Here is a 16242-nt window from a genome sequence, read left to right on the forward strand (position 1 = left end):
ACAGTAAAAATGTCCGCAGCAACATGAATAACAGATATACCAAAAAGAATAATGAAGCCACGGAAAAGTCGCCACTTAGAGGTTTAAAAATGCTACTAAACCTCACGAAATGATCTTGAGCAATGCAAAACTGATCGAATATCACCACTAGCGAGTAATGAAACCACAAACAAACACTTAAGAAGAGCAAGTGCCTCATGACCATGAACATGAAAGTGACCAGTGATGATATAAAAAACCTAGATGACCGCTATCGAGCCAATTTGGTGAACAGCTTATCGGGATTCAAAAGTGCCAACCTAGTGGGAACCGTTGATGCCAATGGCAGAACCAACCTCGCAATCGTCAGTTCGGTTTTCCATCTTGGTGCAAACCCACCATTGCTCGGCATGATCTCACGGCCTCACACCGTTACACGCGATACTCTGGAGAACATTCTCACCACCGGCGAGTACACCATCAACCACGTCAACAGTGCTATCTGGAAACAAGCCCACCAAACATCAGCGCGTTATCCTAGTGATGTTTCTGAGTTCGAAGAAGTCGGGCTGACCCCAGAATGGCAAGAAGGGGTTCTTGCGCCGTTTGTTGCAGAAAGTCGCCTTAAATATTCTCTAAAGTTGGTCAGTAGCCAAACCATTGAGCTCAATGGGGTGATGCTGCTCATTGGAGAGATCACACAACTCTATTTAGAAAGAGAAGCTGTTTCAGAGGGAGGCTATATTGATATCGAATCCCTCGATACAGTTGCAGTCTCTGGTCTTGATAGTTACCACGTAATAAATGGTATTGGTCGGCTGACTTATGCCAAGCCCAATACCAAACCAGAGATATTCGGTTAGGTTATTGAGCTAGGCGATTGTCCCGATAGAATCTCCACAAACTCAGGTCGCTTGCTGCGCATAAACTCAAGAAAGAGCTGTGATTTGAGGGGAAGGTGGCGTTTATCAGGATAGACCAGCAACATGCTCCTATCTTGTGGAACCCATTCATCTAACACAGTCTTCATCTCACCTTTCGCAATCTCGTTTCTGAGCATAGAGTGGGGCAAGTAGCAAATTCCTGCGCCTTTCACTGATAGTGCTTTGGTTACATTAAAATCATCTGAGATCAGCTCTGAATTACTGCTAATTTCTATCTCTTCACCTTGGTACGCGAATCGCCAAGGCAGGAAATAACCGTCTACATGGTTGTGAATACAAGGGCGTTGATAGAGCTCGAGTGGGTGATCTGGCTCCCCATACTTTGCGAGAAACGTGTTTGAAGCCGTTAAAACATATTTGACGTTAGAAAGTGTCAGCGCCATCAAGTTCGAGTCGTGCAGTGGACCTAAGCGAAAAGCAAAATCGATACTCTGTTTGGTCAAGTCTTGAAAGCGATTCGATGAGGCCAAGTTGATTTTAATGGTGGGGTAAAGAGCGCGAAACTCAGCAAGCATTGGAGCTAAGGTATCCTGGCTAAGCGCTTTCGGGGCAGTGATAGTTAAGGTGCCAACGGGCTGGTGGGCCATCTCCTCGGCTTCGTTGTAAAGCTCACTGACCGTATCGGCAATTAGCTGTGCTTTAGGTAAAACTTGAGAGCCAAGTTCTGTCAACGACAAAGAGCGGGTGGAGCGGTTTAACAACTTCCCCCCTAAGTCCTGCTCCAGTTGCTGGATTTTACGACTCACAGTCGTAGTCGGCACGTTCAAATAGCGCGCGGCCTCGGCAAAGCTTTTTAGCTCTACAACTTTCGCAAACAGCGGTAATGCGGATAACTCTTTCATAGCTCATTTTTGCTTGTCCCATATATGGGATAGTAAAGTTCATTTTAACCATCTAATCAACATATTTGGGTTTGACTATAGTAAACCCATACCAACGCAGCACAGTGTGCCGCAGGTCCACAAAACAGTATTGATTAGAAGGGGTTCAACATGGATATTCTCGTATTAGGCGCAACAGGCAACACAGGCTCAGAAGTGGTTCGTCAACTCAAAGAAGCAAACGCGAGTTTTGGTATTATGGCGCGTAACGCATCTGCAGCTGAAAAATTAGACCTTGAAGCCAATCAGGTAAGAGTAAGTAATTACGACAACGTAGAGACCATGACTGAAGCGCTTACCGGTATCAAGAAAATCTACGTTGCGATGCCAGTTCACCCAAGCAATAAACAGTGGATTGAGAACATTGTAGAAGCTTCAAAAGCGGCAGGGGTTGAGTTAATTGTGAAGCTATCCGGTATGGGGGCAAAAGCGGATGCAGGCTCTGAAATAATCCGCACACATGTAATCACTGACGATATGGTAAAAGCATCAGGCATTGCGTACACCATCGTGCAGCCAAACTCATTTTATCAAAACCTATACGGCAGCTTGCCAACGATCAATGCGATAGGACAGTTTTTCTTGCCATTAGCGCAAGCAAAACAGAGCGTTATCGATATTCGTGACGTTGCCGCCGTTATCGTGACCGCGCTAACGCAATCAGGCCATGAAAATCAAACTTATCTAATCTCAGGTCCTGAAGCACTCACATTCGCAGAGCAAGCAGCGATCCTGAGTGAAACATCAGGCAAGAAAATAGAATATGTTGCAGTCTCTCAAGAAGCCGCAGAAAGCGGAATGAAAGAAGCAGGATTGGATGATTGGAGCGCTGAAAAACTCGCTGAAATTATGGCTTGGTTCGGTGAAGGACACTACACCGATGTGACTGATACTGTCGAAAAAGTAACAGGCAAAAAACCAAGAACTTTCCGTGCATTCGCAGAAGAGTTTGCTGCTGTGGTTGAAAAGTAAATTGCTATCGTTGATACACAGCCTCCCAAGTGGAGGCTTTGTTGATTTTTGTTCTCAAGTTGACTTAGAACCTATTGAAGGCACCCATAGGTTCAAGATATAAGAGTCACAATACATAACCAGTAACAAGAGAAATAATTGATGGTCGATTTTACAGTTGGCGAATGGATCTTTAAGCCTAAGCTGAGCGAGGTGACGTCAAACTCGGTATCCATCACCACAGAGCCAGAGACAGACTTTTGGCAGCGTTCCTACTACGGTTTTCGAAACGATAATGCCCCGGCATTACAAATAGAATCCGATGAAAACTTCACCTTCACTACAAAGGTCAGTTTTGACTATCAAGCCCAGTTTGACCAGTGTGGCGTGATACTCTATTTGGATAGTGAAAACTGGTTTAAGGCTTCCATCGAGTATGAGAACGATGAGTTTTCGAGGCTAGGGAGTGTCGTAACTAATCTAGGTTACTCAGACTGGGCTACAACGGATATCCCACTACCAAAAGAAATTTGGTATCGACTGAGCCGCCGAGGCCCAGACTTCTTGATTGAATCTTCATTGGATGGTGTCACGTTCAAGCAAATGCGTATTTTTCATCTCCACAAACTGGGTGAAACCACCAAGGAGATGGGGCAGTGCAACCCTCCAATGGCGGCAACAAATACGGTACGTTTTGGTGTGTATGCGTGTAGCCCGCTGGATTCATCATTCACAGCGCAGTTTGCTGAGATGAGTTTACAGCCATGCCAGTGGTTGGCGCATGCGGTTTAACTTTGTGGACCAATGTTGGTGCATTGCACTCTAGCTTTGCGCCAACTTGGTGCCAAATGATTGAAAAACAGCCAATAACACCGAAATACAAAGCTGACTTTGGTTGGCATAGTTTTCGCTACGTCACTAATGCTTTTTTTGGTTTTCGGTTGTACGACATGATGATTTCTACAAGGACTTTTTCCTATAAGTCAAAAACCTCTTCAATATTGATCAATTATGGAGTGGTTTATGAACAAACAAGCTTTAAAGCTCGCCTTACTTAGCACTAGTTTACTTTCAAATCATGCATTTGCGGAAACGCAAGTGATACGTTCTAGCTTTCTACACTTCTTAGAAGATCCTGCACAAGTTAGTGATGTCCAAGAAGCCTATCAGTACTTCGACGATGCGATCTTGGTGATTGAAGATGGAAAAGTAAAATCTCTACAGCCTACTTTGGAGGCTGATCTCCGTGGGTTTGACAACATTGTTGACCATCGGGGTCAGTTGATTATCCCTGGCTTTATTGATACCCACGTGCACTATCCTCAAATTCAAATGATTGCTGCGTATGGGGAGCAACTACTTGAATGGTTGGAGACTTATACATTTCCAACAGAAAAACAGTTCGAGGATTCAAGTCATGCTGAACGCATTTCTGCTCTATTTGTCCATGAGTTACTAAAAAATGGCACGACGAGTGCTCTAGTTTTTGGAACAGTGCACCCGCAATCAGTGGATGCGCTGTTTACAGAAGCTCTGGACAAGAATATGAGGCTAATCGCTGGTAAAGTGATGATGGATAGAAATGCCCCCGATTACTTACTCGATACGCCTGAGACAAGTTATAACGAGTCGAAATCGTTGATAGAGAAGTGGCATAATCGTGGACGACTTCAATACGCGATTACGCCACGTTTTGCTCCAACATCATCACCAGAGCAACTTAAATTGGCTGGCAAGTTGAAAGCGGAATATCCCGACGTTTATGTGCACACCCACCTATCTGAAAACAAGAATGAAATAGAATGGGTGAAATCCTTGTTTCCGGAGCGAGAAGGCTATTTTGATGTTTATGAACACTATGGTCTTGCAGGTCAGCGGTCGGTATTCGCTCATGCAGTGCACCTTACGGACGAAGAGTGGCAATCATTTCAACGAACTGATTCGGTCATTTCATTTTGCCCAACATCCAATTTGTTTTTAGGCAGTGGTTTGTTTGACCTCAAGAAAGCAGAGCAAATGAACGTTCGTGTTGGCTTAGGCACTGATGTGGGGGCTGGAACGAGCTTGTCACAGTTAGAGTCGTTAAATGAAGCCTACAAAATAATGCAACTTCAGGGTCAAAAGTTATCCGCATTTAAAGGCTTATATTTGGCGACGTTGGGCGGTGCTGAATCTTTAAGTATTGACGACAAAGTAGGTAACTTCGAAAAGGGCAAAGAAGCCGATTTTGTGGTGTTGAATTGGTCAGCAACAGACTTACAAAAGCTACGCTTTGAGTATTCGACAGACCTTGAAGACAAACTGTTTGCGTTGATGATGCTTGGAGATGATCGAAACGTGAGTGCGACTTATATTGCTGGTAAGTTGGCATACTCTCAGGAGCGTTCAGCAAATAGATAGGTTGTAGACAATAGGCATTGTTTATAAGACTGAACTTATTTAGCCAGAGTTCAAATACAAAGTGCAGCGCACAAAAATATAGGGCGTTGCACTTTTTGAGGTAATGAGTTGGACAAAACTAAATATGGTGCTGGAGTGCTTGCTCACTCGTGCTATTTCCGTCCAAATGTTATTGTTATGGGATATAAATCGTAATTTTAACAACAAAAGGAACACTGTTATGTCTCAAACCACCGACGATATCCCTTCCATCATTTCTCATATTTCAGTAGGCACAAACAAGCTCGAAGACGCATTGAATTTTTACGACAAAGTTCTGGCTACCATCGGTGCCAGTCGCCAAGAGGAAGTGCCTGAAATCGCTGTCGCTTACGGAAAGCGATTCCCAGAATTTTGGGTCCAAATACCCTATAATCAAAAGCCTGCACAGGTAGCTAACGGCGTTCACTTCGGGTTTATTGCGCCTTCACAAGAGGCTGTACATGCTTTCTATGACACAGCAATAGAGCTAGGTGCTATATGCGATGGTAAGCCCGGACCAAGGCCTGAGTATGGTGCACCTTACTATGGATGCTTTGTTAGGGATTTAGACGGGCACAAGATCGAAGCGGCGTTTTGGGATGAAAGTAAAATGTAGTATATCGATAAAACGGGTCAGAGTTGGTAGCTATATTCTGACCCTAAGTGAAATTACATTACCATCACAAAACGGCTTGTGAGAAAATCCTTATCGCCTATACGCCCTGTGACTAAAACTCGAACAGCGCCCCGAGTACCTGGTGTGACTTGGCCTTTCACTAGGTGGGATTTTTTGCCGACAATGAGTAGATCTTCCTCTTCACCAAGATCAACTCGTGGGTTAGGTAGTAGTTTGAAAGCAAGCTCTTCAATATCAGTTGGCGAGTCAATATCAACAGTAAACTCAATTTGGCCGTTATCTCCTTCAACGACGACAGGAATGTTCAGTTCGACACCATCAGGAAGCGCACCACTAGGCCCGCCGAGTTGATGGAAGCGCTCGTCAAAGCAAGCGGATGCATTAAATGCTATTGCGAACAGCAATCCTAAAAATAAACGCATGCTAGTTACCTTAGTTAAGGGAGCGGTATGTTACCGCTCCATTTTATGAGTAGATTTTGGTCTATTTAACGTTTACGTAAACAGGGTTTGAGTAGAACCAAACATCACGATAGATCAAACGGTTTGCTCGGTTTTGGATTTGATAGGTCGTCTCTTCATCACCTTGAACCAGTGGTTCCCATTTCTGTGGTTCGCCATCAACCGTCAAACCATACTCGTTATAATCAAGAGCTGTACCGCGTAAGCGGAAGTATTGATCACCCTCGGCAATAAAGGTCTTCGACATCGAGTAGTAGCCTTCGTCGTCAAGATACCAATCTTGCTCAGTAAAGCTTGCAACAACTTGAGCATCTGAGTTTGCCGTTGAGCTGTACTCTTCTGATGTTGGATCAACCATACCAGTTACACTGCCTGAGATAACGTCGACGTGATGGACTCCAGGATTTTGGTGCGCACCAAAGATACCGTCACCGACGTAGATTTCTTGGTTATTGAAATCAGGGCTTTGGAAACGGATAGAGACAGTGACTTCATCGCCTTTAGAGACAGTGAAGTCTTGCTGACCCATGTAACCGGTTTTTCCGTTTGCGCTGATCGTAAAGTCAAGCGCATTAATGATATCGCCAGTCACACCAAACATTTCACCTGAACGCAGTCCCTCTAGAAGACCCAATTCATCCTTTTGTTCAGTGACAAATGTGTAGTTTTTAGAGTATTCACCTGGGTAATAGCCACTGGTGTATTGGCCGTTAGCACTGATTTTAAAGTGATAATCTGAGTTAGAGACGTTCCAAATGCGACGACCTTCACTAAGTAGTGCGTCCCACCAGCCGCCAACTTCCGCAAGCATCGGATCGGCGCCGCCATATAGGCCCGCACTGCTGCCCGCATAGTCGCCACGATCGTACGGGTGGAACTGACCACCCACCATACCTTCCATTAGGAAGAAAACGTTCGGTGCTAGGTTGTTGAGATCTCGAACATCTGCCAAGGTGTAAGTATCGGCATAGCGGCGAGGGTGGTTTAACATGCCGTAGCTGTTTTCAGGGAAGTTTTCTTTAAGCCAAGTGAGTGCCTTTGCCGCGTTAGCCGAAGTATTGTAGCGTTCAATCCCTAACTCTTCCCAACGAGCGACATCAGCAGGGTCGAATTGATCAATGTTGTTCTTTTCGCTGAACTTGTACTCAAATAGCTTCACTGCTTCAATCAGTTCATCATCTTGATCAGGTGTAGTAACAATAGCGATGTTGTAGTGCTCAAAACCAGGGAAGTCCCACTCGAAGGTGGTTGTCAGAATCTTGTCTTCGTAAAAGCGTCTTTGCAGAGAGCGAAGCTCTGGCAGCTCATAGTGTTTTAGGCGATTAGCGTATAGGTGACGACCGATGTCGTTGTCTTGGTGGTCGTTCCCTTCGTCACGCATATGATTTGAGAAGAAAACGTAGTCAATGTCAAACTCGTCAAACGCGTGATAAAGGATGTTCACAGTGGTATCACGCGCATCATTAGATACTGCGCTATGAACGTGAAGATCTCCAACTAACCATTCACCTGTGCGAGCCTCAGGGATGTTCGGTGTTGAGTTATCATCATCAGATGAACACCCTGCAAGCAGTGCGATAGCGACAAGTGCCGCGCTTTTACTCATTTTCATTTCTAGTTTTCCTAGTACAACAATTAAAAGGACGCGGTAATGTAGATTTGTATTGTGAAAAATTGATTTCAGTTATTTGACTGCTAAATAGTGGAGATTGGTTCTGTGATATGTTGCGTAGAAAACGTGTAACAGATATGAATACAATTATTTCTTCTCTAATAGTCATCAATTATTAGCGGTTGTTGTTTGCATCAAGTACGGCTTACACCTTATCCATGACGAGTTCCATCCGTCATCCGTGATTGTTCACATCGAAAATTCTTCTTTAAATTATCCGCAACTTAACGAGTTGGTCGCGAGCAAGTTCAATCTTGAATGCAAGCGACTGCAATACTGAAAACCTTTGTGGAGAAGTAACTATGTGCACACGCATGATTTATCAGACTGAATCAGGAAAGTTCATTACGGGTCGTGGCATGGACTGGAATGACCCAACATCAGATTTTGACCTCTATGTGTTACCAAGAGGTCGTGAGCAAGTGGGAAGTCGACTAGATAATGCGATCACTTGGACTTCAAGATACGCATCGTTCTTTGTTGCAATGTACAACGCTGCGTCAACCGACGGCATGAATGAGAAAGGTCTGTCAGCGAACGCTTTGTATTTCGCTGAAGCTGATTATGGTGATTACATTCAGTCTGACAAACCAAAGATCTCAGTGGGTGCATGGACACAGTACTTCCTTGATAACTTTGCGACAGTGAGTGAAGCCGTTGAAGCGATGCGAGGTGACTTGCCCTTTGTGATTGCGGCACCTTTGCTAGCTAATGGTCGTCCAGCGACCGCGCACGTTTCTTTGTCTGATACTTCGGGTGACTCTGCAATCCTTGAATACATTGATGGTGAGCTAGTGATCCATCATGGTTCGGAGTTTAAGGTAATGACAAACTCACCAACGTATGACGAGCAAATCGCGATCAACAAGTACTGGAAGTTGGTCGGTGGTAACCGTGCGCTTCCTGGTACAATCAATGCTGCTGACCGATACGTACGTAGCAGCTACTTACTTGAGACTACGCCTAAATTCACGGATGGTGAAGAAGCGGTAGCCGCAACCATCTCACTAATGCGTTCGACCGGCGTTCCTTTAGGAATGGCAGATCCCGATCACCCAAATATTTCTGCAACGCTATGGCGCACATACGCAGATCACAGCAGTAACCGTTATTACTTTGAATCAGCATCAAGCCCATCACTATTCTACGTTGAATTTGATGGTCTAAACATCGAACAAGGTGCACCGATTCTGATGACAAAAGTCAGTGGTCCACTTCATCTAAATGGCAACATTAATGCACAACTGCAGCCAGCAGAGATGATTGACTGGATGTAAGTCGAGTCGTTTAACGTTTGAAGCCCAAATTAAACAGTTTGGGCTTTCTATTTCCCCATAGTGTTTAGAAAACCCCGTTTGAATTGGCAATATCCCCACCACTAATTAGCGAATACACTCGCATCGAAAAATCAAGCGCTTGAATAGAGTCCCAGTGCTCCACAATTCGGCCATCTTCAATCCGCCAAGTGTCGATAATGTTCATACCTTTTTCATCGTTGCCACGATCTTCTTTCTCTAAGGTGGCATGGGAGTGGAAGATGACGTAATCGCCATCGACATAAATATGCTTCACATCATAAGCATAGTCCGGGTACTCCTCGACAAACTCTTCAAGGAAGCCGACTAGACCAGTGACTTTATCAGGGAGGTTACGGTTGTGCTGGATATACGCACTGTCGTTGTAGTGCTGCATCACGTAGTCGAAATCGTGATTGTTCATCAGATGCTGCACGAAATCTGTCACCAATTCCGCATTTGCCAGCTCTTGCTCTGTCCAGTTGGCTTTCTTTAGTGAGGGTAAATCAACAATCAAGGTGTCTTTAGATTGCGCATACACTACTGTGCTTGCAACAAGTAAAACGAATGAGATAAGTGATTTAAGCATGGTGAACTCCTTTGGCTGTTTTGTCCTTTTGGTATAGATTGATAACCATAGTAATTAATAGTAACCTACATAACAAGAAGGCACTATTTACTGCGCTAGGCACATTTTGGTAACCGTTGTAGCGTGAAATAACGAACAAGGAGCAAACAAGTGACAGTTAAAGAAACCTCAGAGAGACGAACTTTTCACAACAATGAAGATTGTGCCGTGCGCAATGTTGTTTCACAGATAGGGGATAAATGGTCACTGCTGATTCTCTTTGCGCTGGTGGATGGCTCAGATAGATTTAATGCCCTCAAGTCGCGAATAGAAGGGATCTCACAACGCATGTTGACTCAAACCCTGCGTGACCTTGAGCGAGATGGGTATGTAAATAGAACAGTCTACCCAGAAGTGCCTGTCCGAGTGGAATACGAACTGACTGATTTAGGCAGAAAGCTGGTTAAGCCACTCTATGAACTTGTTTGTTGGGCTGATGAACATCATGATGCAATCAGACAGGCGCGCGAAGTCTATGATGCGAGAAACTAAGCCGAACAATACGAATAACCCTATTTAGTACGATTTTTACTAACGCCGAAGCGCGAGATCGACTAATATACACGCCCTTTGTTTAGCCTTGAGCCACTTTTAGTGATGACTGATAATACACAGCCAGCAACATTTACCGACCTTGGTCTGATTCCAACCCTAGTAGAACGTTTGGGCGAGTTGGAATACACCACACCGACACCAATCCAATCACACACGATTCCTCACCTGCTTGAAGGGCGAGACCTGATTGGTGGTGCTAACACAGGTTCGGGTAAAACGGCTGCGTTTGCTTTGCCAATCCTGCAAAACATTTATCAGCAAGAAAACACGCGCTCTCGCCGTGGCAATTACGTCTCTCACCTAATTTTGGTACCAACCCGCGAACTTGCTTCACAGGTGGCGTACAACATTAAGTCTTACTCTTATCACCTAAGAAACGAGATCAAAACGGTGGCTGTATTCGGTGGTGTATCAGTGAACCCACAAATGCAGCAGCTTCGTGGTGGCAGTGACATTGTTGTGGCGACACCGGGTCGATTGCTTGATCTCGTATCAAGCAATGCGATTAAGCTAGACCAAGTAAAAACCTTGGTTCTTGACGAAGCTGATCGCATGTTAAGTCTTGGTTTTACTGAAGAGCTAAACAAAATTCTCGATCTACTGCCAGAGAAGAAGCAGACATTGCTATTCTCTGCGACCTTCCCTGAAAAAGTGACGGATTTGGCTAAAGGGTTGCTTGATTTCCCAGTTGAAGTCCAATTGCAAAGCGCAGAAGCGAGTACGCTCGTGCAGCGCGTGTTCAGCGTGAACAAAGGTCAGAAGACTGCGGTACTGGCGCATCTGATTAAACAGAACCAATGGCGTCAGGCGCTTATCTTTGTTAACGCAAAGAATGCGTGTAACCATCTAGCGCAAAAGCTTTCTAATCGTGGTATTACCGCAGAAGTCTTCCACGGTGATAAAGGCCAAGGCGCTCGTACTCGTGTGTTAGAGGGATTCAAATCAGGTGAAATCCAAGTACTGATTGCCACAGACATCGCCGCACGTGGTCTAGACATTGAAAAGCTACCCGTTGTAATCAACTTCGACCTACCACGCAGCCCAGCAGACTACATGCACCGCATCGGACGTAGTGGCCGTGCTGGTGAAGTGGGTCTAGGTCTTTCTTTGATTGATTACGATGATTACCATCACTTCAAGGTTATCGAGAAAAAGAACAAGTTCCGCCTAGAGCGCGAGGAAGTCGCTGGATTTGAAGTAGAAGAAGATCAAAGTGAAGCCTACTTTGCGCCGATGAAGCCTCGAGCGAAGCCAGAAGGCACAGGCAAAAAGAAAAAGAAGCGTAATTAGAACACTACGTGACTGCTTATTAGAACGTTAAAAAGCCCTATGCAGGGCTTTTTCTGTTTTTAATCGGTATCAATTAATCGCAAAGTAGTGCTTTATTCGCACTTAATTTCTTAGTGAACGACCTTCTTGTTTGCAATCACGCTTATCTTTCCCAGCACCCTCATCAACACGGCACTCAACTCGTGTATCTTGTCTATCATTACGGTCTTCTTGACGATCATCTGCGCGGTGTGTGATCCCCGCAAATACAGAGCCAGACAGAGTACATAGTAGAATAGTAGCAGCGAATTTTTTCATGAGTTCTTCACCTAATAGTGTTGGATTAGCGACTCCCAGCGTGTCATAACTTGGGAGTGGTCGGGAAACAAGATGGAGAATAGCGGGCTGAGTATATTCGTGCCAATGATGAAATTCGATAGTAGATATGCGTTATATTTATATCGAGTGTGTCTGTTCACTTGATGATTACATCAGAAGATACTCAATCGGAAGCGCGCTCACTAAGTTTTTATCAAACAGGGTTAAGGATCTAGCATGAAGAAAGTCACCTAAACTTTTAACTCTTCTCTACACTTGTTGAGATAACAAGTTTTTTGGGCAACGAAGGAGAAGAGAGCATGACACTAAAAGACATTCTCCTGATCCGTAATGTTCGCAATTTCTTAATTTTCCGCAGTAGCTATTTTGCCCGCTTCTACTACCCAGTATTCACACTTCTCTATCTAGATTATGACTTAACCCTGTCACAGTTCGCGATGCTCAATGTGGTTTGGGCCGCAACCATCGTATTGGCCGAAGTCCCCTCGGGTGCATTTGCTGACACCCTCGGCCGCAAAAAGCTGGTGGTCCTCTCTTCGTTAGTGATGTTTATCGAAATCGCAATGATCGCTTTTGTGCCAACGGGTAACTCAACCATTGTGTTTATGGTGTTCTTCGTTAACCGCGTGTTGAGCGGGCTCGCTATGGCACTGGCGAGTGGCGCCGATGAAGCGCTGGCTTACGACACGTTAAAAGAGCAAGGCAATGAAGACCTGTGGCCGCGCGTACTGCAAATTCAGCTTCGCATAGCGTCAACAGTGGGGATCTTCGTGACACTGATTGGTGCGGCGATGTATGACGTCGATTTCATGGCGCATATCTTTCAGTTCTTTGGTTTAGATACACCGGAAAGCACGCGGGACCTAATGCGTATTCCCGTTTTCGCCACCTTGCTCGTTGCCTTGGTGGCTATCTATGCGGCCTTTGATATGGAAGAAGAGTATCAACCCGTTGTGAGTGGTGCGGGAAAAATTGCCACAATGAAAGCAAGCCTTAAGTTGACATTAAACGCCGGAAGATGGGTGATGGCAACGCCTTATGTGTTGTTTATTCTGCTCTACTACGCCTTGTTTGAGCACACATCGCGCATGTTTTTGACAATGGACAGCCAGTACTATCGCGCTATCGACATTCCCATAATTTATTTCGGCTTTATTGGGGCGGGGGTGAGTGTACTAAAAATCCTATTCGCAGGTCAGAGCCGAAGATTAGCTGAAAGCATGTCGCCTAAAGCGTTTATTTTGGTTATGGGTATCGCCACGATGGCAACCTACTATTGGATTAGTTTAGGCTGGTCCATCTACGGCGTAATTCCAGCATTGATACTCATCTTTATCATCATGACTATGAATATCTTTATCAGCTACCACTTAAACAAAAAGACCGAGTCACACAACCGAGCAACGGTACTGAGCTTTAAAGGCCTGATGTTCAATGTTGGATACGGCACGATAGGTATTCTTTACGCGTACTACTACAAAGTGCTTTCTCAGGGTTTCAGTGAAGCTGAAATCGAGCAACATATTGATTTTATTGCTTCGTTATCTTCGTTTTTCTATTACTTCACCTTCTTATTTGTGGTGGTGGGCGTCATTTTTTACGTCAAAGATAAGAAACAGGCGATATTTTGAGGTGCGGCTGAGGGGCAATAATTACTGGAAAATGACAGATGCCAGCCGATAACGCTAGCATCTGTTAACACAATGAAACGACTAAAATAGCCGGCTATTTAATCCTGCGATTTATCCAACTTAATCCAAGTATCCACCACAGTGTCCGGGTTCAATGACACAGAACTAATCCCTTGCTCCATTAACCACTGAGCTAAGTCATCATGGTCAGAGGGGCCTTGCCCACAGATACCCACGTATTTACCCGCTTTAGTCGCAGCATCGATCGCCATTTTAAGCATCGCTTTTACGGCTGGATTTCGTTCGTCAAACAGGTGAGCAACGTCGCCAGAATCGCGATCAAGCCCCAAAGTGAGCTGAGTCATGTCGTTGGAACCAATTGAGAAACCGTCAAAGTAGCGTAGGAAATCCTCCGCCAAGACAGCATTGGATGGCAGCTCACACATCATGATCACTTTTAAACCCTGATCGCCACGACGCAAACCAAACTTAGCCAACAGATCGATGACAGACGCAGCCTCACTTGGTGTGCGAACAAATGGAATCATGATTTCAACATTCTTCAAGCTCATTTCATTGCGAACACGCTTGAGGGCTTCCGTTTCGAGCTTGAAGCAGTCCTCAAATGCAGGGGAGATATAGCGCGAGGCTCCACGGAAACCGAGCATTGGGTTCTCTTCATGTGGCTCAAAGCCTTGACCACCAATGAGGTTGCTGTACTCGTTGGATTTGAAGTCAGACATGCGAACGATGACACGCTTAGGCCAGAACGCGGCAGCAATCGTTGCGATCCCTTCTGTCAATTTACTGATGTAGAACTCTACCGGATCAGAGTACCCACGCATCTTGTCATCAATTTGCGCTTGCACCTCGGCAGATTGCTGCGCATAGTTGAGCAGTGCTTTCGGGTGAACGCCAATCATCTTGTTGATGATGAACTCGAGGCGCGCTAGACCTACCCCTTCATTCGGCAATTGTGCAAAATCAAATGCTCGCTCAGGGTTACCGACATTCATCATCACCTTGGTTGAAAGGACAGGCAGCTCATCCACAGAAGAGCGCTGCACGTCAAATTGCAGCTCACCTTGATAAACATAGCCCGTCTCCCCCTCAGAGCAAGACACTGTGACTACATCACCATCAGCAAGGTTGCTAGTGGCATCGCCACAGCCAACAATTGCAGGGATGCCTAGTTCACGAGCAATAATGGCCGCGTGGCAGGTACGACCGCCACGGTTGGTGACGATAGCCGAGGCTTTCTTCATCACTGGCTCCCAATCGGGGTCAGTCATATCAGTCACGAGCACGTCGCCGGTTTCAACCAGTGACATCTGATCGAGCGAATCGACGATACGCACGCGGCCTTGGCCAATACGCTGACCAATCGCACGCCCCTCAATCAACACCTTTGACTTATCTTGCAGTTGGAATCGCTCAACCACGTTTTTTTCGGTTTGGGAGCACACCGTCTCTGGGCGCGCTTGCACAATGTAGAGTTTGCCATCAATGCCATCTTTCGCCCACTCGATGTCCATTGGGCGTTGGTAATGGCGCTCAATGATCATGGCTTGTTTCGCAAGCTCAGTAATTTCAGAGTCTGTGAGAGAAAACTGACGACGCTCTTCGGCATTGGTGTCGACAATCTCTACTTGCTTACCAATTTCTTGGCGTTCAGAGTAGATCATTTTAAGCAGTTTGGAGCCAAAGGTTTTCTTCACAATCGGCGCTTGGCCCGCATCTAAAAGCGGCTTGTGTACATAGAACTCATCTGGGTTGACCGCACCTTGCACCACCATTTCACCCAAGCCCCAAGCTGAGGTTATGAACACCACCTGATCAAAGCCTGATTCCGTATCAAGCGTAAACATCACACCCGATGAGCCCTTATCTGAACGAACCATACGTTGAATACCCGCAGACAGTGCGATGCCTCGATGATCAAAGCCTTGGTGAACGCGGTAGGAGATGGCGCGATCATTAAACAGCGAAGCGTAAACGTGTTTGGTTGCTTCAAGCACGGCATCGATACCCTTCACATTTAGAAAGGTCTCTTGCTGACCTGCAAAAGAGGCATCAGGCAAATCTTCGGCTGTTGCAGATGAGCGTACAGCAACCGAAATTTCATCATTGCCGTCAGTCAGCGTCGCGTAGTTTTCACGAATCTGTGCTTCGAGCTCGTTAGGGAAGGGAGCGTCAAGCACCCACTGGCGAATCATCTGACCGGTATCGCGCAGCTGTTCAATGTTTTCTACATCCAGCTCATCAAGCTTTTGATGAATACGCGTATCGAGACCCTGGTGGTCAAGGAACTGGTTGAAAGCATAAGACGTGGTAGCGAAACCATTAGGTACAGCAACGCCTGCGCTAGAGAGGTTAGACACCATCTCGCCGAGGGAGGCGTTCTTACCACCGACCTTATCAACATCGTTCATTGACAGTCCGTCAAACCAAAGAGTGTAATTATGCATGTTCATCTCCTGAATCTTTGCATTTTGTGTAGGGGGATTAATGCGAGTATCTTAAGACTTGTTAGCAAGCTTTGCGCTTTTGTTACCAAGTTCTAAGTATTCGCTAGTGTT

General features: G+C 45.5%; 15 protein-coding genes. 9 read left to right on the top strand and 6 right to left on the bottom strand.

Features of this window, described 5'->3' with window-relative positions; translation table 11 throughout:
- Positions 1-197 precede the first annotated feature (197 nt).
- Positions 198-842 carry a flavin reductase family protein gene (locus GT360_RS15405; RefSeq protein ID WP_239502671.1) on the top strand — a complete coding sequence of 215 codons (645 nt, stop codon included), beginning with the start codon at positions 198-200 and terminating at the stop codon, positions 840-842.
- Here the strand turns inward: GT360_RS15405 and GT360_RS15410 are convergent.
- Positions 839-1765 carry a LysR family transcriptional regulator gene (locus GT360_RS15410; RefSeq protein ID WP_164649854.1) on the bottom strand — a complete coding sequence of 309 codons (927 nt, stop codon included), beginning with the start codon at positions 1763-1765 and terminating at the stop codon, positions 839-841. The genes GT360_RS15405 and GT360_RS15410 overlap by 4 nt on opposite strands.
- Positions 1766-1915: 150 nt before the next feature.
- On the opposite strand from GT360_RS15410, the gene GT360_RS15415 reads away from it, so the two are divergent.
- The 4 genes from GT360_RS15415 to GT360_RS15430 all read left to right on the top strand — a co-directional run bounded on the left by GT360_RS15415 (position 1916) and on the right by GT360_RS15430 (position 5792).
- Positions 1916-2776, top strand: coding sequence for an SDR family oxidoreductase (locus tag GT360_RS15415; protein ID WP_164649855.1), 861 nt, complete (start codon positions 1916-1918; stop codon positions 2774-2776).
- 141 nt (positions 2777-2917) lie between these two features.
- Positions 2918-3547 (top strand): DUF1349 domain-containing protein, encoded by a 630-nt coding sequence (locus GT360_RS15420; RefSeq protein WP_164649856.1) that lies wholly within the window; start codon positions 2918-2920, stop codon positions 3545-3547.
- 231 nt (positions 3548-3778) lie between these two features.
- Positions 3779-5155: a guanine deaminase gene (gene guaD / locus GT360_RS15425; protein ID WP_164649857.1), complete on the top strand. Its 1377-nt coding sequence runs from the start codon at positions 3779-3781 to the stop codon at positions 5153-5155.
- 220 nt (positions 5156-5375) lie between these two features.
- Positions 5376-5792, top strand: a complete 417-nt coding sequence (locus GT360_RS15430; protein ID WP_164649858.1) for a VOC family protein — start codon at positions 5376-5378, stop codon at positions 5790-5792.
- A gap of 53 nt (positions 5793-5845) precedes the next feature.
- On the opposite strand, the gene GT360_RS15435 is transcribed toward GT360_RS15430, so the two are convergent.
- The gene (locus GT360_RS15435; RefSeq protein ID WP_164649859.1) at positions 5846-6235 is read right to left on the bottom strand and encodes a hypothetical protein; all 390 of its coding nucleotides are present in this window, start codon (positions 6233-6235) and stop codon (positions 5846-5848) included.
- Between the two features lie 61 nt (positions 6236-6296).
- Positions 6297-7886 carry a CehA/McbA family metallohydrolase domain-containing protein gene (locus GT360_RS15440; protein WP_164649860.1) on the bottom strand — a complete coding sequence of 530 codons (1590 nt, stop codon included), beginning with the start codon at positions 7884-7886 and terminating at the stop codon, positions 6297-6299.
- Positions 7887-8260: 374 nt separating this feature from the next.
- Here GT360_RS15440 and GT360_RS15445 point away from each other — a divergent pair, with 374 nt between their 5' ends.
- Positions 8261-9223, top strand: a complete 963-nt coding sequence (locus GT360_RS15445) for a linear amide C-N hydrolase (RefSeq protein WP_204274592.1) — start codon at positions 8261-8263, stop codon at positions 9221-9223.
- 64 nt (positions 9224-9287) lie between these two features.
- On the opposite strand, the gene GT360_RS15450 is transcribed toward GT360_RS15445, so the two are convergent.
- Positions 9288-9830 (bottom strand): nuclear transport factor 2 family protein, encoded by a 543-nt coding sequence (locus tag GT360_RS15450; RefSeq protein ID WP_164649862.1) that lies wholly within the window; start codon positions 9828-9830, stop codon positions 9288-9290.
- A gap of 150 nt (positions 9831-9980) precedes the next feature.
- On the opposite strand from GT360_RS15450, the gene GT360_RS15455 reads away from it, so the two are divergent.
- Both GT360_RS15455 and GT360_RS15460 read left to right on the top strand, forming a co-directional pair.
- Positions 9981-10361 carry a winged helix-turn-helix transcriptional regulator gene (locus tag GT360_RS15455; RefSeq protein ID WP_164649863.1) on the top strand — a complete coding sequence of 127 codons (381 nt, stop codon included), beginning with the start codon at positions 9981-9983 and terminating at the stop codon, positions 10359-10361.
- A gap of 105 nt (positions 10362-10466) precedes the next feature.
- Positions 10467-11714, top strand: coding sequence for a DEAD/DEAH box helicase (locus GT360_RS15460; protein WP_164649864.1), 1248 nt, complete (start codon positions 10467-10469; stop codon positions 11712-11714).
- Between the two features lie 102 nt (positions 11715-11816).
- On the opposite strand, the gene GT360_RS15465 is transcribed toward GT360_RS15460, so the two are convergent.
- Entirely contained in the window at positions 11817-12011 is a 195-nt protein-coding gene (locus GT360_RS15465) for a hypothetical protein (protein ID WP_164649865.1), read from the bottom strand.
- A 320-nt stretch (positions 12012-12331) separates the two neighbouring features.
- Between GT360_RS15465 and GT360_RS15470 the strand changes: the two genes are divergently transcribed.
- Complete coding sequence (locus GT360_RS15470; RefSeq protein WP_164649866.1) at positions 12332-13663, top strand: MFS transporter; 1332 nt, start codon at positions 12332-12334, stop codon at positions 13661-13663.
- Between the two features lie 98 nt (positions 13664-13761).
- Here the strand turns inward: GT360_RS15470 and ppsA are convergent, their stop codons facing one another.
- Complete coding sequence (gene ppsA / locus GT360_RS15475) at positions 13762-16131, bottom strand: phosphoenolpyruvate synthase (protein ID WP_164649867.1); 2370 nt, start codon at positions 16129-16131, stop codon at positions 13762-13764.
- Positions 16132-16242: the final 111 nt, after the last annotated feature.

This window comes from Vibrio astriarenae, assembly GCF_010587385.1.
Lineage (GTDB): Bacteria > Pseudomonadota > Gammaproteobacteria > Enterobacterales > Vibrionaceae > Vibrio > Vibrio astriarenae.

Coding starts and splice junctions, on each gene's coding strand:
- GT360_RS15405 (WP_239502671.1), top strand. CDS start 198: ATGACCATGAACATGAAAGTGACCAGTGATGATATAAAAAACCTAGAT.
- GT360_RS15410 (WP_164649854.1), bottom strand. CDS start 1,765: ATGAAAGAGTTATCCGCATTACCGCTGTTTGCGAAAGTTGTAGAGCTA.
- GT360_RS15415 (WP_164649855.1), top strand. CDS start 1,916: ATGGATATTCTCGTATTAGGCGCAACAGGCAACACAGGCTCAGAAGTG.
- GT360_RS15420 (WP_164649856.1), top strand. CDS start 2,918: ATGGTCGATTTTACAGTTGGCGAATGGATCTTTAAGCCTAAGCTGAGC.
- guaD (WP_164649857.1), top strand. CDS start 3,779: ATGAACAAACAAGCTTTAAAGCTCGCCTTACTTAGCACTAGTTTACTT.
- GT360_RS15430 (WP_164649858.1), top strand. CDS start 5,376: ATGTCTCAAACCACCGACGATATCCCTTCCATCATTTCTCATATTTCA.
- GT360_RS15435 (WP_164649859.1), bottom strand. CDS start 6,235: ATGCGTTTATTTTTAGGATTGCTGTTCGCAATAGCATTTAATGCATCC.
- GT360_RS15440 (WP_164649860.1), bottom strand. CDS start 7,886: ATGAAAATGAGTAAAAGCGCGGCACTTGTCGCTATCGCACTGCTTGCA.
- GT360_RS15445 (WP_204274592.1), top strand. CDS start 8,261: ATGATTTATCAGACTGAATCAGGAAAGTTCATTACGGGTCGTGGCATG.
- GT360_RS15450 (WP_164649862.1), bottom strand. CDS start 9,830: ATGCTTAAATCACTTATCTCATTCGTTTTACTTGTTGCAAGCACAGTA.
- GT360_RS15460 (WP_164649864.1), top strand. CDS start 10,467: ATGACTGATAATACACAGCCAGCAACATTTACCGACCTTGGTCTGATT.
- GT360_RS15465 (WP_164649865.1), bottom strand. CDS start 12,011: ATGAAAAAATTCGCTGCTACTATTCTACTATGTACTCTGTCTGGCTCT.
- GT360_RS15470 (WP_164649866.1), top strand. CDS start 12,332: ATGACACTAAAAGACATTCTCCTGATCCGTAATGTTCGCAATTTCTTA.
- ppsA (WP_164649867.1), bottom strand. CDS start 16,131: ATGCATAATTACACTCTTTGGTTTGACGGACTGTCAATGAACGATGTT.